Annotated in this window: 17 protein-coding genes; 5 read left to right on the top strand and 12 right to left on the bottom strand. The window is 45.0% G+C overall.

Features of this window, described 5'->3' with window-relative positions; translation table 11 throughout:
• Nucleotides 1-123 precede the first annotated feature (123 nt).
• A complete protein-coding gene (locus ACED42_RS20020; protein WP_017103368.1) occupies nt 124-1,008 on the bottom strand; it encodes an LPD25 domain-containing protein in 885 nt (294 codons plus the stop codon).
• A gap of 649 nt (nt 1,009-1,657) precedes the next feature.
• Here ACED42_RS20020 and ACED42_RS20015 point away from each other — a divergent pair.
• Together ACED42_RS20015 and ACED42_RS20010 are read left to right on the top strand one after the other, a co-directional pair.
• Nucleotides 1,658-2,215, top strand: coding sequence for a VC2662 family protein (locus ACED42_RS20015; RefSeq protein ID WP_009847923.1), 558 nt, complete (start codon nt 1,658-1,660; stop codon nt 2,213-2,215).
• A 273-nt stretch (nt 2,216-2,488) separates the two neighbouring features.
• The gene (locus tag ACED42_RS20010; protein WP_371703890.1) at nt 2,489-3,922 is read left to right on the top strand and encodes a diguanylate cyclase; all 1,434 of its coding nucleotides are present in this window, start codon (nt 2,489-2,491) and stop codon (nt 3,920-3,922) included.
• Between the two features lie 127 nt (nt 3,923-4,049).
• On the opposite strand, the gene ACED42_RS20005 is transcribed toward ACED42_RS20010, so the two are convergent.
• Entirely contained in the window at nt 4,050-4,538 is a 489-nt protein-coding gene (locus tag ACED42_RS20005; protein ID WP_371703889.1) for an MgtC/SapB family protein, read from the bottom strand.
• Between the two features lie 143 nt (nt 4,539-4,681).
• Nucleotides 4,682-5,704, bottom strand: coding sequence for an EF-P beta-lysylation protein EpmB (gene epmB / locus ACED42_RS20000; RefSeq protein WP_371703888.1), 1,023 nt, complete (start codon nt 5,702-5,704; stop codon nt 4,682-4,684).
• A gap of 33 nt (nt 5,705-5,737) precedes the next feature.
• Here epmB and efp point away from each other — a divergent pair, with 33 nt between their 5' ends.
• Nucleotides 5,738-6,304, top strand: coding sequence for an elongation factor P (efp, locus tag ACED42_RS19995; protein WP_009847919.1), 567 nt, complete (start codon nt 5,738-5,740; stop codon nt 6,302-6,304).
• A gap of 318 nt (nt 6,305-6,622) precedes the next feature.
• Here the strand turns inward: efp and frdD are convergent, their stop codons facing one another.
• From frdD to frdA, 4 genes are read right to left on the bottom strand one after another with little or no spacing between them, the layout of a single operon-like run.
• Nucleotides 6,623-7,000, bottom strand: a complete 378-nt coding sequence (frdD, locus tag ACED42_RS19990) for a fumarate reductase subunit FrdD (protein WP_009847918.1) — start codon at nt 6,998-7,000, stop codon at nt 6,623-6,625.
• Between the two features lie 11 nt (nt 7,001-7,011).
• Nucleotides 7,012-7,395: a fumarate reductase subunit FrdC gene (gene frdC / locus ACED42_RS19985; protein WP_017097244.1), complete on the bottom strand. Its 384-nt coding sequence runs from the start codon at nt 7,393-7,395 to the stop codon at nt 7,012-7,014.
• Between the two features lies 1 nt (nt 7,396).
• A complete protein-coding gene (locus ACED42_RS19980; RefSeq protein ID WP_009847917.1) occupies nt 7,397-8,161 on the bottom strand; it encodes a succinate dehydrogenase/fumarate reductase iron-sulfur subunit in 765 nt (254 codons plus the stop codon).
• Complete coding sequence (frdA, locus tag ACED42_RS19975) at nt 8,161-9,984, bottom strand: fumarate reductase (quinol) flavoprotein subunit (RefSeq protein WP_371703886.1); 1,824 nt, start codon at nt 9,982-9,984, stop codon at nt 8,161-8,163. The genes ACED42_RS19980 and frdA overlap by 1 nt, the downstream gene beginning before the upstream one ends.
• Before the next feature lie 484 nt (nt 9,985-10,468).
• On the opposite strand from frdA, the gene epmA reads away from it, so the two are divergent.
• Nucleotides 10,469-11,440 (top strand): elongation factor P--(R)-beta-lysine ligase, encoded by a 972-nt coding sequence (epmA, locus tag ACED42_RS19970; protein WP_371703885.1) that lies wholly within the window; start codon nt 10,469-10,471, stop codon nt 11,438-11,440.
• A 33-nt stretch (nt 11,441-11,473) separates the two neighbouring features.
• Here the strand turns inward: epmA and ACED42_RS19965 are convergent, their stop codons facing one another.
• The 5 genes from ACED42_RS19965 to rsgA form a co-directional block, all read right to left on the bottom strand.
• Nucleotides 11,474-12,361, bottom strand: coding sequence for a DMT family transporter (locus ACED42_RS19965; RefSeq protein WP_371703883.1), 888 nt, complete (start codon nt 12,359-12,361; stop codon nt 11,474-11,476).
• A gap of 160 nt (nt 12,362-12,521) precedes the next feature.
• Complete coding sequence (locus tag ACED42_RS19960) at nt 12,522-14,402, bottom strand: methyl-accepting chemotaxis protein (RefSeq protein WP_009847913.1); 1,881 nt, start codon at nt 14,400-14,402, stop codon at nt 12,522-12,524.
• 291 nt (nt 14,403-14,693) lie between these two features.
• Nucleotides 14,694-16,109 (bottom strand): DASS family sodium-coupled anion symporter, encoded by a 1,416-nt coding sequence (locus tag ACED42_RS19955; RefSeq protein WP_041472727.1) that lies wholly within the window; start codon nt 16,107-16,109, stop codon nt 14,694-14,696.
• A 319-nt stretch (nt 16,110-16,428) separates the two neighbouring features.
• Complete coding sequence (gene asd / locus ACED42_RS19950; protein ID WP_009847911.1) at nt 16,429-17,340, bottom strand: archaetidylserine decarboxylase; 912 nt, start codon at nt 17,338-17,340, stop codon at nt 16,429-16,431.
• A 125-nt stretch (nt 17,341-17,465) separates the two neighbouring features.
• Nucleotides 17,466-18,521 carry a small ribosomal subunit biogenesis GTPase RsgA gene (gene rsgA / locus ACED42_RS19945; RefSeq protein WP_012603102.1) on the bottom strand — a complete coding sequence of 352 codons (1,056 nt, stop codon included), beginning with the start codon at nt 18,519-18,521 and terminating at the stop codon, nt 17,466-17,468.
• 150 nt (nt 18,522-18,671) lie between these two features.
• Between rsgA and orn the strand changes: the two genes are divergently transcribed.
• The gene (orn, locus tag ACED42_RS19940) at nt 18,672-19,217 is read left to right on the top strand and encodes an oligoribonuclease (RefSeq protein WP_012603103.1); all 546 of its coding nucleotides are present in this window, start codon (nt 18,672-18,674) and stop codon (nt 19,215-19,217) included.
• Nucleotides 19,218-19,451: the final 234 nt, after the last annotated feature.

Raw genomic sequence — 19,451 nt, 5'->3', positions numbered from 1 at the left:
AGGCATGACAGAATCGGTTGGTACTTATCCCGTCATGTTCCCTCAGTAATGACAAAGGGGAATTAGTTCATGGAACGCTGATAACAAAAAAGAAAGTAGCAGCCGAGCTACTTTCAATTATACCTACCCCGTAATAGCCCACTCACCGAATGGAACATTGTGAGCCTTTATCGTATTCCCTAAGAGAACTTTCCTCACTTGCCAACCGTGGCGAATGTAATCACGATCAGATAGAAAGTAACCATCTCCCGACCAATGGGGCTGTCTGTGTTCTAAGCTCTGATTTTTATCATGTAGAAACTGAGTATCTGAATGGCTCAAACAAGCCTTTCTTAGTTCAGGGAACAGATTACGAGTATGTTTTGACCATGCAAGGATAATGGTTCTTACGGTTTTGGTTTGATGGTAACCACCAAAAGGATCGCTGTTGTCAGAGTCGTATTCTGTAAGGGTGGCAACAATCACCGCTTTCGCCCAATCAGGCACATCTAGGTCGTCCTGAAATTCTTGTTCTTTTTGACGGTGAAGCTCGAAGGCTTTTTGCTGCTCTATTCGTTTAAGCTCCTCTTGCTTTTGTTCTTCAGCCTTAGCGTTTGCTGTGGCCTCTTTTGCTTTATGCCGTGCAATCAATATTAGTTGTTGATCAAAGTGGTATTGCTTTAACTGTTCAACGATTTTCTGGTAGTGATTAGCTGGTGGTCGCTTTTCCAGTTGAGCTTTGTATTGCTCTCTTTCGTCATACTCCATTATAGCTAGGCAATGCTCAGCAAAGCCTTGGTCATTACCACCACAACCTAAATCAAGACGACACTCATAGATATCTTGATTAGAGAAATGAACACGTACATAAGTCTTATCGTAACCACCTACTGGATTGGTCAATGCGACAGACAAGGCAAGAGCTTCAAACTCAGCAAAAGGGTATTGGTGCTCTTTTTGAAACGAACGGGACTCAGAAGCCGTCACTTCTACAAATACAGGGGTAATGTTATTTACTAGGGATTCCATTTTATTCTCCTTTGAATAAATTAGATTGGATATTCCCTAGAGTGATATAGGTGTGAAATTGTTTTGATTGGCTTAAGTGAGAGTGATAATTATTATCTATTGATGTCGGTCAGAAAATCTATGTTAAAATAGAAACATACTTAACATGAAGTCAGCTTCATTCTTTAATCGTATATTTAGTCTTAAGCGAGTCCTAGTTAAGCTAGTAATATTGCCATCTAGGGTATAATGCGGGGTTTCTTTTGGTTGTCTATCTATTATGTATATTAATATCAGTTAGTTACAATCAAAAGGGCGGCATGATGTAAATCATCCCCCTTTCTCGTAACAGAGAAAGTCATACATAAGCTTTAGAAAGCGGAGACTTCGGTCTCCGTTTTTTTATGCTTTGAAATCGTCACTCCCGACAGCGAGGCTCGAGCGTGATAGGGAATCTTTATCGTCTACTTATAGAAACCTGACTGCCAATGGTTACTCTTGCCTCTCATGGTATCCTCCGCTCAATATTGCTCTTTATGATTTTGAGTCTTATATTCAATGGTACAGTTATGACATTGATTTAACATGGATAGCTGTTGAGTGAAGGACAATAAATACTTGATTGAATATAGATTAATCAAGTCAACAATAAGTCAGTGGAGACTCCCCAATGAAAAAATTACTTTCAGTACTTGCTGTATCTGCAGCGGTAATGGCACCGGCAGCATTTGCTTCTTCGCCTGTTATGTTTTCAACAATTAATGGCTTCAACGCTCCGGATTCTGATGCGGTTGGCGGTGTACGTCTGGCTCTGCTTCACGGGCAAGTCAATGACCTTAAAGGTGTCGACCTTGCGGTTGTTGGTATGTCTGAGACGCAAACCACGACAGGTGTGAATCTTGGTATTTTTGGTGCATCAAAAGTAAACCAAGAAATGACAGGTGCTTCACTAGGTTTCTTTAACTGGAACACAGGTAAAACAACAGGTGTTAACCTAGGTGCTGTTAACATTACTAATGATGTAAAAGGCGCGAACGTGAGTTTCGTAAACTACTCCGAAGGTAACACTATGGTGGATGTTGGCGCTGCGAACCTTTCAGAGGTGTCTACGGTTCAGGTTGGTATCTTCAACAAAACCAATAAAATTGAAGGTGTACAGATTGGCCTGATCAACTGTGCTGACAATGGTTTTTTCCCGTGCTTCCCAATTGTGAATTTCGCTAAGTAAGACGGTAGCCGCGCTGGTTTCAATACTGGTGAGCGACGTTCTTACCAAGGCTTAAAGCTATCCATGATTGAACCTATCAACGCCTTTACTTCTATGTTTAGGCGTTATTTTACATCTGCTATCTCACTCCTTAAACGTTACTGTAAGCATGTTGTTTTATACTTTTGTTGCGATGTTCTAACTTTTGAGTACAATGCGCGCTAAATTTTCAACGATGACTTACATGCTTTGATTAATCCCCATACCGTCGATTTTAAAAAGGCTTTCTTAAGTCTGACCGCCAGCTTTTTAGTGGTTTTTAGCTTGTTACTTGTTGATTCAGCGGAAGAGTCAGAAAAGCAGTATGGAATTGAAAACCAAGGCGTGACACGCTCTTTAACGGAGCTTACACAGATTATTAATGCGCTTGAATATAATATTGCCGCACTTTATCCGCTGCATGGGGATACCTACGTATTCTCACATGAGCAAAAGGTCGAAGGTGATACGTGTTACTTCACCAGTGAGGAGCAAGCTGCCCCACGATTTGATTTTATGTTTTCTGGCCCAAGTGAGATGTGCGATCTAACGTCGGAGCTTCATTTAGAAGCAGGTAAGCGCCTGTTCATCGCGCCGACCATGGCTTATTTTGCCAATACCATTGATACTATCTCTGCGATTTACTTCATTTCAAAAGAGAAGTTCATTATCTCTTCGCCTTCTGACTTTGCCAGTTACATCAAGGGCGACACCTTTGATTCAGTCGTCAATAGTCGCCCTTATTGGGTGAATACGATTCGTTTTGGCTTAGCTCAGGGTCAAGATCAAGTGGTGTATACCGGCCAATACGATGACTACCTAACAGGGAAGAAGGTAGTGACCTTAACCAAAGGTATCTATGTTGATGGTGAGTTTAAAGGAGTACTCGGTGTTGATGGTTACGTCTCTAATCTCGTCTCGAATCCCGTTCATGGATACAAGGTGACGAGCGCAAGAGGAGTAAACAAATATGGACTGTTGGACTTTACCTATTCACGACCTTTGTACGTCGATGGAATTAATACTGAGTTATACCTGACTATTGAAGAAGGAAAGAGTGAGCATTTCTTACATTTGCTGGAACTGGAGCGGGTTCAATTACTGATTTTGTTAGCTTTGTACTTTATCTCAGCACTATGGTTGTGGCGGTTTTATACCAAGCAAGAGCACAAGCGATTGAAGAATTTAGCGATGCTCGACCCATTGACTGGTTTATATAATCGGCGTGGTTTTGAAGCTCGGTTGCTGAACCAAAATGAGGAGCCAATTATTGGTGTTGGCGTATTTGATATCGATGATTTCAAAGTGGTGAATGACCAGTATGGTCATAAGGTGGGAGATGAGGTGATTTGCCATGTTGCTCAGTTAATGCTGAACAGCGTTAGGCAGAAAGATATCGTGGCGAGATTTGGTGGTGAAGAGTTTGTTGTCGCGATTACGGGCGAATCATCCGAATTACTTTCATCGATCTTTGAACGAATTCAAAATGACATTAGTTTACAAAGTTATCGATGCGCGACCGGTGACAAGATTAATATATCAGTCTCCGGGGGAGCGACGCTTTACTCTCTGTACAAGTTCGACAGCATTGGACACTTGTGGGAAAACCAGAGTATTCGTTCATCAGATGAGCAGCTTTATAAGGCGAAGGCCGCAGGCAAGAATCAAGTGTCTATTCACGTACATTAATCCGTGAACTGCAGTTTAGAGCCTAGTCGTTTGCTAGGCTCTTTTTTATCTAAGGAAAAAGACTCTTAAGATGAAACAGTAGCTAAGAATAAAATGCAGCTAAGGCCAAATGTCTTCCGACGAGGTGTTACTTCTTCACGCGGACTTTTCTCATCCACTTCTGATGAACACCACGGCGTAAGCTCTGGAAGCTGTTTTCTACTTTGTCGACACCAAGCAGAATCACTAGCGCCATTAGCGTGATAATAACCGACTGCGAAAGGTGGCCAAGTGCGATCATCATACCTAATGCAGCGAGTACCCAGATAATCGCCGCTGACGTGACACCATGAATTTTTCCATCCAATGTCATCATTACCCCAGCACCAAGGAATCCAACCCCCGTAATTATCTGACCAAGTACACGAGCTTGATCGAGTGTGTTGGGGGATAGGCTAATCGCCATGGTGAGGAAGAAGTAAGTACCGCTAATGATAAGGATCGATGTCCGGATCCCGACGGGTTTACCGCGTGTTTGCCTTTCGATTCCTATCAACGATCCACACAGCATACATGCAGCAAGGCCTGCCCAGCTAAAGGGGGCAAGGTTGAGAGTTTGTTCTATAAATTGTGACATATCACCCCTCCTAAGAATTTAGAATAGAGCCGAGTATGCTAATAATAGACCGGACGATCGAACAAAAAATTTTTGTCGTGAAGGTGCATTTAGCAACGTGTTGTCGTTACCGGTAAGCTTAGTCGCTTTTTGAAGCTCGCTCGTTATTCAATGTTTAGGTCGAGTGGTGTTTTGCTGCTGCGTCCGCCAATTTCACGGGTTAACTTAGGTACTAGATAGCCAGAAACCTCAGAGATTAATCCCTTAAAGTGGTGTTTCGCTTCTTCATCGGAGATATAGAAATGAGCAGCGCCCTGAACTTTATCAAGTACATGCATGTAGTAAGGTAAAATACCGGCGTCGAATAGCTTTTCACTTAATTTTTTCAATGAGTTAGCGCTGTTATTTACGCCTTTTAGCATTACGCCTTGGTTGAGCAGAGTCGCACCAGTTTGCTTAAGCTTATGAAAGGCTTGCTTGAGCTCTAAGTTGATTTCATTGGCGTGGTTGATATGGCTGACCATCACCACATTGAGGCGAGTTTGAGCTAACAATTGGCATAGTTCGTCAGTCACTCGCGCCGGAATCACGACAGGTAATCGGCTGTGAATTCGAACGGTTTTCACATGTGGAATTTGTTCGATGGCATTGATCAGCCAATCTAGTTCGCTGTCCTTTGCCATCAGAGGGTCGCCCCCCGACAAGATAACTTCGTTGATCTCGGGATGTTGAGCCACATAATCGAGGCTGGTCTGCCAAACAGACTTCGATCCTTTGTTATCTTGATAAGGGAAATGACGACGGAAGCAGTAACGACAGTTAATCGCGCAGCCACCTTTCACGATCATTAGCGCGCGGCTTTTGTATTTGTGTAGTAGTCCCGGAATCGCGTTGTCTTGTTCTTCCAGTGGATCAGCAGAATAGCCTTGGTGCACCTCAAACTCTTCACTTAGCGGTAAAACTTGTCTTAGCAAAGGGTCGTGTGGATTGCCTTTTTCCATTCGCTCAACAAAGCTAAGAGGAACTCGAAGTGAAAACAGCTCACGTGCTGCGAATCCTTTTTGCCACGGTGTTGGGTCTATTTCCAATGCTTCAAGCAGTTTTGTCGGGTCAGAGATCGCATTCGATAGTTGTTTGAGCCAGTTTTGCTCAACAGATTCGACTTTTCGGGTTATGATATGCGGCATTGAAATTAACTCAAAGATGTGGAAGAGAAAATCATGGCGTCAGTAAGCACCAATGAATTCAAAGGCGGTTTAAAATTCATGTTAGATAACGAGCCTTGCGCAATTATCGACAATGAATACGTTAAGCCAGGTAAAGGCCAAGCGTTTAACCGTGTAAAACTTCGTAAACTGCTGTCAGGCAAAGTGTTAGAGAAAACATTCAAGTCAGGCGAAAGCTTCGAGCTTGCAGATGTTGTTGACGTTGAACTAGGCTACCTATACAACGATGGCGAATTCTACCACTTCATGAACAACGAAACATTTGAGCAAATCGCAGCAGACGTAAAAGCAGTCGCTGATTCAGCAAAATGGTTAGTTGAAAATGACGTTTGTACTCTAACGTTGTGGAATGATAACCCTATCACTGTTACTCCGCCAAACTTTGTTGAGATCGAAGTAACTGAAACCGATCCTGGCCTGAAAGGCGATACACAGGGTACGGGTGGTAAACCTGCAACTCTAGCAACAGGCGCGGTAGTTCGCGTACCTCTATTCATCGCTATCGGTGAAGTTGTTAAAGTTGATACTCGTACTGGCGAATACGTTGGTCGTGTGAAGTAATTTGATTGTGTCCATCTTGTTTAAGGTGGCTCAGTGAAATAGAAAAGGTCGCTTATGAGCGGCCTTTTTTGTATCTGGCGATCAGGAAAAGCAGATTCGAGTAAACGAGATGCGGGATACGAAGAGCGGTAAGGGCGGATTAGAGTAAGCGAGATACGGGATACGAAAAGCAGGAAGAGCAAGAGCGAGTGAGCTAGATGTGTGTTATCCGACACACAACAAAAAAGCAGAACAAGATAATCCTGTTCTGCTTTTAGTACTTTCGTTCTTAAACTCTTCGAATCTCAGTTACCCGAATCTAGAATCTGCTCTTAACTGTTAAATCATAAAAATGAAGATAACAGACAGCGCGCTAATAAGGCCTGCAACGAAGTAGCAACCCACTTTACCTGCAACGCCGACGTGGAACTTAAGGTCGTGCATGCCGTGGTGAAGACGGTGCATTGCGTGCCACATTGGCAGTGCTAGTGTACCGATGATGAATAGCGCACCGATAATGCTGGTGGCAAACTCAGAGACACGCTCGTAGCTCATTGCATCCGCATCGATAATGCCCATTGGCACCAAGATACCCAGCACTAGAATCGTGATTGGTGTGATCATCGCGAACCAAGTACCGCCAGCGCCGAATAGGCCCCACCAGATTGGTTCATCAGAACGTTTCGGATTGTGGTTAACATTGTAATTTGTGTTCATAACGAAGCTCCTTACACCACCATCAGAACGATTAAAGAAATAAATGCCACCGCTGCCCACTGGGTCAGTACGATGATTCTTTTATCTACCAATTTGCCTTTAAGACGGATTGGCATTACTTGAGGCATCATGCTGAAGAAGGTCTGAGCGTGCAGTAAGCTGCCAAGCAGTGCCACGATGTTGATACCAACAACGATAGGGTTAGCCATAAAAGATAGCCAACCTTCCCATGCTTCAGGGCCTTTCACTAGCGAACCCAAACCGAAGGTTAGGAACAGAGTGAATAGAATCAAAGGCAGTACAGTCGCTTCACGTAGCATGTAGAAGCGGTAGAACGGATGGTTGCTCCACCATGTTCTCTTCATCTCACGAACATAAGGCTTACGATTGCTCATATTATGCCTCCTCTGCTGTTTTTACTTGCGATCCATCAGGCTTGAACATCGAGATAACGAAGTCCATTGAAGACTCAACTTTGCCTTGGTTAACTGCCGCTGCTGGATCTACTTTCTTCGGACAAACGTCAGAACAGTAACCTACAAACGTACAGCCCCAAGCACCGTTGTCGCCATTGATAAGCTTCATGCGCTCAGCTTTACCATTGTCACGGCTATCTAGGTTGTAGCGGTGAGCAAGAGCAAGTGCCGCAGGGCCGATGAATTCAGGATTTAGACCAAACTGAGGACACGCTGCGTAACACAAACCACAGTTGATGCAGCCAGCGAACTGTTTGTACTTCGCCATTTGCTCTGGAGTTTGGATGTTAGTGCCGTCTTCTGGCTTACGGTCGTTACCAATGATGTAAGGTTTGATTGCTTCCAGGCGCTCGATAAACGGCGTCATGTCGACGATCAAATCTTTCTCGATTGGGAAGTTAGCTAAAGGCTCGATCTTGAAGCCGTTCGGGTAGTCACGTAAGAAGCTCTTACATGCCAGTTTTGGCACGCCATCAACCATGATGCCGCAAGAACCACAAATCGCCATACGACAAGACCAACGGTAAGACAGGTCTTTATCTAGGTTATCTTTGATGTAACCAATCGCATCAAGTACCGACATGGTTTCATCAAATGGAACTTCAAAGGTTTGAAAGTGAGGTTCTGCATCGTGCTCAGGGTCATAACGCAGGATTTCAATTTTTTGGATTCGATTCGCTGACATTATGCTTGCTCCTCTTCGCTCTTCTTCTCACTCTCTTCTGCCGCTTTTTCAGCAGCTGCGGCTTTCTCGGCTGCTTCACCGTATAGACGAGCTTTAGGTTGAGATTTAGTAATCTTAACGCCGCTGTAGTCGATAGTTGGTGCTGCATCTTCGTTGTAGAAAGATAGAGAATGTTTCAGGAAGTTCACGTCATCACGTTCTGTGCAGTTGTCGTCTAGACGTTGGTGTGCACCGCGAGACTCTTTACGAAGGATCGCTGAGTGAACCATCGCTTCGGCAACTTCAAGGCCGTAACCCACTTCGATAGCGTAAAGTAGGTCAGTGTTGAACACTTTGCCTTTGTCTTTAATGCTGATCTTCTTGTAGCGAGCTTTTAGTTCAGTGATTTTGTCGATGGTTTCTTGCATCAAGTCTTCTTGACGGTAGATACCACAACCCGCTTCCATGGTGTGACCCATTTCAGTACGGATATCAGCCCAGTTCTCATCGCCTTCTTGAGCCAAGATGCCAGCGATGCGATCTTCAACCGCTTTCACTTGCTTAGCAATAGACTCTTCGTTCCAGCCTTTGAATTCAGCGGCACGTTTCACGGCTTGTTCACCAGCTACGCGGCCGAATACTACGAATTCAGCAAGAGAGTTAGACCCTAGGCGGTTTGCGCCATGTAGGCCAACTGAAGCACATTCACCAACGGCGAATAGGCCTTTAATACGAGTTTCACACGTACCGTTAGTTTCAATACCACCCATGGTGTAGTGAACGGTAGGGCGAATTGGGATTGGCTCTTTTGCTGGGTCTACGTTTACGTACGCTTTTGCAAGCTCACAGATAAACGGAAGACGCTCTTGCAGGTACTCTTCACCTAGGTGGCGAAGGTCAAGGTGTACGACATCACCAAGCGGGTGCTTGATGGTGTTGCCTTTCTGCTGCTCGTGCCAGAATGCTTGAGAAACTTTGTCTCGAGGACCCAGTTCCATGTATTTGTTTTTCGGCTCGCCCACTGGAGTTTCAGGGCCCATGCCGTAATCTTGCAGGTAACGGTAGCCGTTCTTGTTGACGATGATACCGCCTTCACCACGACAACCTTCGGTCATCAAGATGCCAGTGCCCGGTAGGCCTGTTGGGTGGTATTGAACGAACTCCATATCACGCAGTGGTACACCGTGGCGATAAGCCATTGCCATACCGTCGCCAGTTACGATGCCGCCGTTGGTATTACAGTGGTAAACACGACCTGCGCCACCGGTTGCTAGAACAACAGATTTTGCTTTGATGGTAACAAGTTCACCTTCAGACATGTGAATCGCGATTAGGCCTTGTACTTCGCCATCTTCAACGAGCAAATCCACCACAAAGTACTCATCAAATCGTTTGATTGTGTCGTACTTCATCGAAGTCTGGAACAGAGTATGAAGCATGTGGAAGCCGGTTTTATCCGCTGCGAACCACGTTCTCTCTACCTTCATACCGCCGAATCGGCGTACGTTTACTTCACCGTTTTCTTTACGACTCCATGGGCAGCCCCATTGTTCCATTTGGATCATTTCGCGAGTCGAGTTTTCAACAAAGTATTCAACAACATCCTGTTCACATAGCCAGTCGCCACCGCCAACAGTATCGTTGAAGTGGTTATCTAGGCTATCTTCGTCTTTAATTACCGCTGCTGAACCGCCTTCTGCTGCCACCGTGTGCGAACGCATTGGGTAAACTTTAGAAATCAGTGCAACTTCCAATTCAGGATTAGCTTCAGCTGCTGCAATTGCTGTACGAAGACCAGCGCCGCCTGCGCCGATGACTGCGATATCTGTGGTAATTGTCTTCACAGTTATTCTCCAGTGTGATGCGGAGTATTCCGCTTGTTATTATAAAAAGCTTATTGGTAGTACTTACTAATTGGCGTTACTTACTAATTAATAGTACGTAAACGGCATCAACCGTTTATTACCCCTAAGCCTTAAGTGGTAGGTTCAGTGTAAGAGAGGAAGGTATTCGAAAAGTTGATGCATTTGGGTTTTTAGGTCGGTAGTGCATATGGAGGCATAGAATTTATAGGTTATGTGACTGCAATCACGGCAATGAATTGTTGATAACGATTAGCCCACAGGGCTTGTGTTAACGGCTTGTTGAGTATGATTTTTGTTATCAATGTGGATGTAAAATCTGTATTGATAATTGTATTGTAGAACGTAATTTTCTGGCTTCATTAAAACAACATTTCGCTTTCAAGAATAGAAAGATAGAAGCTTACAAAAGCGATGAAAGGTGGTAATTTTCGTCGTCTAGAATTCAGTAATATGGAACTCAATAATGCACTCTACATGGCAACCGGCCGCAACCATTAAGCAGTTAAAGCAACGTGCTGATATCCTTAATCAAATTCGTCAGTTCTTTGTTGAGCGAAACGTGATAGAAGTGGATACGCCTGCGATGAGCCACGCCACGGTGACGGATGTGCATTTACATACCTTCAAAACTGAATTCGTAGGGCCAGGTTATGCGCACGGCCAGCCACTATTCTTTATGACTAGCCCAGAGTTTCATATGAAACGCTTGTTGGCTGCCGGAAGCGGTTGTATTTACCAAATTTGTAAATCTTTTCGTAATGAAGAAAATGGCCGTTATCACAACCCTGAGTTCACTATGTTGGAGTGGTATCGCGTTGGTTTTGATCATCATGATCTGATGGATGAGATGGATCTGCTTTTACAGCAGGTACTTAAATCAGGCTCAGCGCAGCGAATGACTTACCAACAAGCCTTTATTGATGTGTTAGGTGTTTGTCCGCTGGAAGATTCGATGGATACGCTAAAGCAAGCGGCTGCGAAACTAGGGCTCAGCGACATAGCTGACCCCGAGCAAGATCGCGATACGTTATTGCAGCTTCTTTTCAGTATTGGGGTCGAGGCGAAAATAGGCCAGCAGGTGCCTGCGTTTGTGTATGACTTCCCAGCATCGCAAGCAGCGTTAGCTAAGATCAATCCAAACGATTCACGAGTCGCCGATCGCTTTGAGGTGTATTTCAAAGGAATTGAGTTAGCAAACGGCTTCCACGAGTTAGATAAACCGCAAGAACAACTTAAGCGCTTTGAAGATGATAATACCAAACGTATTGAGATGGGCTTATCACCTCAACCGATTGATCATCACTTGATTGAGGCATTAAAAGCGGGCTTACCAGACTGTGCGGGTGTTGCTTTGGGTATCGACCGTCTGATCATGCTGGCGCTGGGCTACGACCATATCGATGATGTGACGGCTTTCCCGTTCCCGCGCTCTTAGCTCTCTATTCAGTTAGTCCTACTTACCGTTTGGCTAACTGACCAAAATACCAGTACCCACTACGGCAACAATGGCACCTATCCAAGCGTAGACGTTCGGTCTTTGCTTGGTGTATAGCCAGAGTATCGGTAACAACATGATGGGTGTGGTTGAAGATAACAGAGCGACCATACCGACATTGCCTTCCTGCAACGCATACAAAATCAACGTCATTCCTACTGCCATCGCTAGAAAACCATTAACCGCGGTAATCGCGAATATCTGCTTATTCATTGGGTTAAGTGCGCGTGAAAGTTTGGCGCCTGTTAAACGAAATGCGGAGTGAGCAACAAAAGCGGTGATCATTCGAATGGCAGAAGCGGCAACAGGGTCGATACTGGTTTGCATCACGGGTTTGGCAATGATGCCGCCCAATGCTTGGCAGATCGCTGCGGTGATTCCCAGTGCGACACCAATCCACACGGTGCCCTTGATGGTTTCAAGCTGGTTGTTGGCTTGTCCTCGACGACCAAAGAATATCGCAGTTAATACACCACTAAACACCAAAGCCGAGCCAATCAGCTCAATAGAGGTCATACTTTCACTAAACAGGAAGTAACCAAGAATCGCCGAGAACACGGCGTGACAAGAGAACAGTAAACCCGCTTGGCGCGGTCCCATTCGGTTCAAACAGGCAAATAGGGCGGTATCACCAATGAATATACCAATCAGGCCAGATAGCATCATCGGCGTGATTAGATTGGCTTCGACAGTTGACCAACCTCCGGTAAACCAAGCCATGCTCGATAAGATGATCGCGGTACAACCCATTCTCCAACGGCTATAGGCGAAAGAACCTAAGTGTTTGGCAGGCTTTACTGACATTAGGCTCGCAATGGCCCAAAGAAAAGCGGCAGCTAGAGCTAACCATTCAAATCCCATCTGAATAACATCCTTGTGTCTGGGATAAATTAGCTCATCAATATGCATCAAACCGAACTGAGAACAAAGTGATTCTTATGAAAGAACTACTTTGTTTCAGTTATTAGTTTATGTCAGCTGTCGCTCGGTGGTGTGGTTCACTTACTTTGCTTGAGTCGCGCTATACCTTAAAGCGCTCCACGTCTTGGCGCATCGACTCGGCAGCGCTACTCATTTCATTTGAGCTATTGCGACTGCTTTCAGCTTGCTGTGCAAGGTCATCAGAGGCATCCTTGATTCCTTGCGTATTGCGGCTGATGTCTTCGCTGACCGCGCGTTGCTCTTCCGCAGCACTCGCTATTTGCAGCGCCATATCGTTGATTTCAGTGATTGCCTGAGTGATCTTAGTCAGGCTGCCATGAGCTTGTTCTGCGAAGCCAACGCTGTTCTCTGCCAGTTGAGTGCTGGTGGTCATGCTTTCAACGGCATGTTCGGTATTTTTCTGCAGCGTATCAATCATCACGCGGATTTCTTCGGTCGAGCCATGCGTTCTTTGGCTGAGCACTCGGACTTCATCGGCGACAACGGCAAACCCACGACCTTGTTCACCCGCACGAGCGGCTTCAATCGCGGCATTCAATGCCAACAGGTTGGTCTGTTCGGCAATGCCTTGAATGGTGGATAGGATCTGGTTGATGCTTTGAGCATTACTCTCTAATTCACGAATAACATTGGCTGCATCTTCAACCTGAGTCGCAAGGCCTGTAATCGCATCGCGGTTTTGTTGGATAACCTCTTGGCCTTCGTTACAAGCGGTAGCGGATGCCTGAGATGCGGAGGCGGTTAATTCGGCATGGCTGGCCACTTCAGCTGCGGTGGCGGACATTTCATGAATCGCCGTCGCAATTTGGTTGATGTCGTTTTGTTGATTCTCGACTCGAATCGAAGATTGCGTAGCCAGTTGATTGGCTTTTTCCGCATGGTTGTTTAAGTCGTGACTGTGCTCGATTACGCCCTTAAGCATGCTTTGCATCTGGCTCAAGAACTGGTTCACGAGCTCGGCAAGTTTGCCAATTTCATCCATGCGCTTGATATCAATACGCTGAGTCAGGTCGCCTCTGCCTTGAGCAAGCTGAGTCAGTGCTTCAGACAATGTTTGCAGTGGGTGCAGCAAGCGGTTAATCACCATTGTGCTCGCAATCGAAATGACGATGTATAAAATCAAAGAGGTAAGCGTGATAAATTGAATGGCATCGGATACCGCAGAAAATGCCATTTCTTTATCGATCACAATACCCAATGACCAATCGGTATTCGGAACGTTAGCGATGTAGACCATTTTATCGCCTTGACCAGGCCAAGTTAACGTCGTGATCATTTGGTTTTGGAGCAGTTGTGATACTTTGTCGACCGTTAGCTCAGGGTTCAAATTCGTCAGTGGTTTCTGACTCAACTCTTCATCACTGTAGGCGACGATGTTGTTATTACCGTCGACTAAAAAAGCAAAACCGTCATTATCGAGTTTTACATTGAGTACGGTATCAATAATGCTGGTTACGGTTAAGTCTGCCGCGATAACCCCCTGTCTTTCACCATTAAATGCTTTAGCGAAACTGATGACAATGCTGCCGTCAAAATCTTGATAAGGTTCGGTAATGATGAGTTCGGATGTCGCGTTTGCATCTTTATACCAAGGGCGGGATCGTGGGTCGTAGTCTGCTGGCCAATCCTCAGCCTTGTCGCCATAAGCTATACTGCCATCACTGAATCCTGCATAAACAGACAAGAATTGCCCGGCTTGCTTGGTGATCAATAACTCGCGATCAGAGTTGCTATTGCTTGAAATGGTCGATTCATTGGCAAGCATCATATCACTGCGGATTGATAACCAATCGGCAATGTAGTTCGTCGTACCAACACTCACGTTTTTCACCTGTTGGTTGATCGCGACTTCAGTTTCTTGAGTAAGCTGATTAACAGATATCCAAGCTTGAGCGCCACTTACGACGGCAATAATAACCGCGATAGCGATCTGAATTTTGAACTTAATAGTATGTCTCAAGGTTTATCCCTCCTTCTTGGATAAAAGGCTAATGACAGCGACGCGTTGGATTGCGAACGGATGTGTCTCTGCTAGGTGTCTAGTGTCGTTATATTTAAAGTTCGAAACGTGTTGAAAATCATAATTTAAATATATATATGATTATTTTTAATAAACAGTGAAGTGGAATCACAATTGGTTGCTGCTAAGGTGTTAATTGTTATCAGGATTTATCTTATTGGTTAAAATCTGGTAGCCCGCCAGCTAGCGAGGTCACGATTACTAGCTGGACGGAAGGGAGGCATTGACGTGCTAAGTGATAATAAACAGCGCGAGGTAGACCATCAGTAAGCCGACAATCCCTAAGATGATACCCATCTTCGCCATATCTTTGCTTTCGATAAGCCCAGTTGAGTAAGCCAGCGAGTTTGGTGGCGTCGATACTGGAAGAATCATCCCGAGCGATGCCGAGAAGGCGACCACAACCAGCAAGCCTTGTAAGCCTCCAATTGCTACTAGGCTTTCCATAGAAGCGCCAATCGCAGCTGCTATCGGCATCAGCAAGTTTGCGGTAGCTGTGTTCGACATGAAATTAGCCATTAGCCAACACACGATAGACAGCGTTAGTACCACAGCAGTCGGCGAGAGCGATTCATAATCAATCGCGTGTGCGAGTGCAGCGGCTAAGCCTGTTTTATCCAAGCCAATCCCAATCGCAATACCACCCGCAACCAGCCACAACACATCCCAGTTAATCAGCTTGAGTTCTTCTTTACCCATGATGCCAGTGAGAGTAAAAACAGCCAGTGGAATGATAGAGACCACATAAGTGTTCATGCCATGCAGTTTGGTGGTCATCCACAATAAGATTGTCGCAGCGAAGGTGACGTAAACCACAATCGCTCGCCAGCTCTTTCTAAATTGTCCATCAAGCTTGAGAACCATATTTCTTTCTTTAGAAGGGAAGAGTTTTTGTAGGAGAAACCAAGCGATGGTGAGTTGGATGATCACAAAGGGTAAGCCCATCATCATCCAGCTAAGAAAGTCGATACTGTTCTCGCCAGTTAGGTATTGCAGAGCGATCGCATTGGGTGGTGTACCTATGGGTGTCGCGATACCACCGGTATTGGCGGCGATTGGAATACACAACACGAGCGCTTTAATCCCCATGTCGCCTTTTGGTGCAGAGGCTACGATAGGACCTAGCAATGCGAGCATCATTACCGTTGTTGCGGTATTTGACATGAACATTGAGAACACGGCGGTGATAAGCATTAAACCCAGCATAATAAAGCGCGGTTCTGTGCCAAATGGTTTGAGCAGCACGCGAGCTAAATTGTTGTCGAGTTCGTATTTGGATGCGGATATCGCAAGAGCAAAGCCACCCATGAAAAGGATGATGATTGGTGACGAAAATGCACCGAAGATGTCGGTATATTTGATTAATTCACCGAGATCGTGTCCTGCTGGTGGGTTTCTAAATAGATGTAAACCCTTGTCGGAAATCATCACCAGTTCAAGCGCAATGATCAGAATTGACGTGGCGAATACTGGAACGGGTTCAAGCACCCACAGTAGAGCTGCTAGTAAGAATATCGCCAACAAGCGGTGTTGAATCAGCGTGAGGTCATCGATAGGTATGGAATCTATTGGCATGAATAACACGCCTAAGGGAATCGCAAAACAAATCAACAGCTTGACCAGAACGCCAATATTGAGTTTAGGCATGTACAAAGACCCCATGAATAAAATATCTTCAAATAGAGTAAGTTATCTGGATTTTTGGTACTTGGAGACGGGTTGTAAAATCGAAAAGTTGTTTAAGGTTTCGACAGTTGTTTTGCTTTTGGTCAATATTTCATCTGGGCAATTAGAGGCAAGAGTGAGAAGCAGCAGGTGGCTGGGCAGGGGGGAGGATTGAGGTTTGAAAGCTTGGGTTGTTAGAGCTTGAGTAGGAAACGAATTGGTAGAGTTCAGAAAAAGGCGCGTTCTTCTCTGAGATAGAAAAAGTAACGCGCCTTTAAACTAAATGAGTTAACTCAGATCGTTAAGCTTGGTCAGTGTTCTCTGCTGAATCAACAGCTTCAGTCTCAACGTCTTTACCCGCAATGTGCGCGAAAGGAGTGCCTAGAACGGTTTTCTCACCATTCTGCATAGTGTCGTCAAACTTGATTGCATCTTTAGCGAACAGGTTGATAACCGTTGAACCAAGCTTGAAGCGACCCATCTCTTCGCCTTTCTTCAAGATAATAGATTTATCACCTTGTGCTGGGTAATCCCACTTGTAAACCGAGTTACCGCGAGGTGGCGTGATGGTGCCAGCCCATACTTGCTCGATGCTACCTACGATAGTTGCACCAACCAGCACTTGTGCCATTGGGCCAAACTCAGTATCAAAGATACAAACCACACGTTCGTTACGTGCGAATAGGTTTGGAACGTTCTCTGCCGTTAACGGGTTAACTGAGAACAGGTCTCCGGGAACGTAGATCATCTGACGCAGTGTGCCGTCGCATGGCATGTGCACACGGTGATAATCACTTGGCGACAAGTAAAGCGTTGCGAATTCACCGTCTTTAAACTCATCGGCTAGGTCTGCATCACCACCAAGCAACTCACGTGCTGAGTAGTTATGGTTTTTAGCTTGAATCAGTTGACCATCAGTAATTGGGCCAAACTGACTTACACGTGCATCAGCAGGGTGAACAATAACAGAGTCACCTTCTGCGATAGGGCGCATGCCTTCTTTCAATTCACGTACGAAGAATTCATTGAATGTCTTAAAGTGTTTTGGATCGCTATGCAGCGCTTCATCCATGTTCACTTTGTATTGCTTGATGAACCAGTTAATGATCGCTGTCGTTAAACCACCCGCTTTAGCAGACGCCAGTTTACCAACTAAACGAGTCAGGCCATGTTGTGGGATCCAGTACTGCAATCCAACTTTAATCTTATCCATTGTATTAATTTTCCAATGCTAATTGTTTTTCAATTAAATCTGTCGATGACGGTTTAGGGCGCGAGATGTTACTTAAGTTCGCGCCAATTGTCAGTAAATGCACACATTTGTTCACAAAAACGCGATTAGAGATCGGCTTTCTTGCTTCGTGAGTACTGACGGTTATCTTTGTTGTCAGCCATTGTTTCAATAATGCGATGGTAGCTAGCAAAACGTAAGCGGCTAATTTTTCCGTCTTCAACGGCTTCACGCAGAAGACATCCTGGGTCGTCATTGTGTTTACAGTCGCGGAACTTACAGCCACCTAGGTATGGCTTGAATTCAATGAAAGCATCTGTGACTTCATCGGGTTCTAAATGCCATAGGCCGAATTCACGTACCCCTGGGGAATCGATAAGATCACCACCAGAAGGGAAGTGATACAAACGCGCTGCTGTGGTGGTGTGTTGACCCAGTCCTGAGTTTTCAGAAACTGCGCCTTCTTCAATGTCCAATGTTGGCATCAGTGCATTCACTACGCTGGATTTACCTACGCCAGATTGACCAACGAAAATGTTGATACGATCTTTCAGTTCAGCTTCCAACTCTTTGATGCCGTAACCCGACTCTTTACTCACAAACATGACTTTATAGCCGATTTTCTCGTATATCTTCAGTGTTTCGCGGTATTCGCTAATTTGTTGTTCTGTCAGCAAGTCGACTTTATTGAGTACAACTAAAGGGGCGATATTCACCGTTTCAGAGGCGATCAAGTAGCGGTCGATGATATTAAGTGATAGCTCTGGTAGTACAGCTGAAACGATAACCATTTGGTCTACGTTTGCGGCAACCGGTTTGAGGCCGTCATAGTAGTCAGGGCGAGTTAGCATTGATGTTCTTGGCTCAACGGCTTCGACAACACCGGAGATGCCAGCCATTGACTCAAGCCCTGCGCGCCAAGTTACTCGGTCACCAGAAACTAAAGTCTCAATACTACGGCGTAAGTTACAACGGTGAACTTCGTTGGTTTCAAGATCTTCGATATCGGCATGTTGACCAAAGCGCGTAATCACGAGTCCGCTTTTTGTTCCGCCAAGCATGTTCTCGTCCCATTGGATAGAATCTTCTTTCTTGAGTCGCTTGTTCTGGTTGCTACGTACGCGACGTACCTGACCTTTGGTTAACTTCTTTTTTTTAGCCACAATTTTTCACTTAACACATCTAACTTGATGATTGGGAACTCAAACAGGATGTTGCTACTGCCATATGATTTCGATGGCTCTAAAGCTAGTTTGAGTATAGTTATTTGGGTATAGTACCTCTTTTATACATAAACAAATAGGCGACGCCTTATGTCCTTTAGCGATCAGAACCTTATTTGGGTTGATCTCGAGATGACAGGACTTGATCCTGAAACTCATAAAATCATTGAAATTGCTACTATCGTTACTGATAGTGAGCTTAATATCCTGGCTGAAGGACCTGTTTTGGCTATTCACCAACCTCAGAGTGAATTGGACAAGATGGACGAGTGGTGCACAACGACTCACACCGGTAGTGGCCTAGTGAAACGAATTCAAGACAGTACAGTTTCAGAGCAAGATGCCATTCAACAAACGATTGAGTTTCTGGAAAAATGGGTACCAAAAGGTAAGTCACCAATTTGTGGCAACAGCATTGGTCAAGATCGCCGATTCTTATACAAGCATATGCCAGAGCTGGAAGAGTACTTCCACTACCGTTATGTTGATGTTAGCACCCTAAAAGAGCTGACTCGCCGTTGGAAGCCTGAAGTGTTAGATGGTTTTTCTAAGTCGGGAAGCCACCTTGCATTAGACGATATTCGAGAGTCTATTGCTGAGCTGCAGTACTATCGAAAAACGATTATTAACATCTAATCAGATCAAATGTTCACGTTTATCTAACTTTTCAGGGACATAAGAGCTATTTTTTTTGCAAATATGTGTGCTTTTACAGCAGTTGAGTAAAAACTTGCTGATTTTTGCATTAAGGACTTGCATCACAAAAAAATGCTCTTATAATTCGCAGCCCTGAACGGCGAAAGACGTTTTCAGTTTGCGATACTAGCTCAGTTGGTAGAGCGCAACCTTGCCAAGGTTGAGGTCATCGGT

The organism is Vibrio sp. FF145 (assembly GCF_041439075.1).
Classification (GTDB): Bacteria; Pseudomonadota; Gammaproteobacteria; order Enterobacterales; family Vibrionaceae; genus Vibrio; species Vibrio tasmaniensis_A.
The sequence above is the reverse complement of the archived record's forward strand: the minus strand, read 5'-3'. Positions and strand labels throughout refer to the sequence as shown.

Bases quoted from the DNA above. Each gene is read 5' to 3' on its own strand.
- ACED42_RS19955 (WP_041472727.1), bottom strand. From the start codon at position 16,109: ATGCCTAAACTCAATATTGGCGTTCTGGTCAAGCTGTTGATTTGTTTT.
- efp (WP_009847919.1), top strand. From the start codon at position 5,738: ATGGCGTCAGTAAGCACCAATGAATTCAAAGGCGGTTTAAAATTCATG.
- epmB (WP_371703888.1), bottom strand. From the start codon at position 5,704: ATGCCGCATATCATAACCCGAAAAGTCGAATCTGTTGAGCAAAACTGG.
- ACED42_RS20005 (WP_371703889.1), bottom strand. From the start codon at position 4,538: ATGTCACAATTTATAGAACAAACTCTCAACCTTGCCCCCTTTAGCTGG.
- ACED42_RS20020 (WP_017103368.1), bottom strand. From the start codon at position 1,008: ATGGAATCCCTAGTAAATAACATTACCCCTGTATTTGTAGAAGTGACG.
- frdD (WP_009847918.1), bottom strand. From the start codon at position 7,000: ATGAACACAAATTACAATGTTAACCACAATCCGAAACGTTCTGATGAA.
- frdC (WP_017097244.1), bottom strand. From the start codon at position 7,395: ATGAGCAATCGTAAGCCTTATGTTCGTGAGATGAAGAGAACATGGTGG.
- ACED42_RS20015 (WP_009847923.1), top strand. From the start codon at position 1,658: ATGAAAAAATTACTTTCAGTACTTGCTGTATCTGCAGCGGTAATGGCA.
- epmA (WP_371703885.1), top strand. From the start codon at position 10,469: ATGCACTCTACATGGCAACCGGCCGCAACCATTAAGCAGTTAAAGCAA.
- orn (WP_012603103.1), top strand. From the start codon at position 18,672: ATGTCCTTTAGCGATCAGAACCTTATTTGGGTTGATCTCGAGATGACA.
- asd (WP_009847911.1), bottom strand. From the start codon at position 17,340: ATGGATAAGATTAAAGTTGGATTGCAGTACTGGATCCCACAACATGGC.
- ACED42_RS19980 (WP_009847917.1), bottom strand. From the start codon at position 8,161: ATGTCAGCGAATCGAATCCAAAAAATTGAAATCCTGCGTTATGACCCT.
- ACED42_RS19965 (WP_371703883.1), bottom strand. From the start codon at position 12,361: ATGGGATTTGAATGGTTAGCTCTAGCTGCCGCTTTTCTTTGGGCCATT.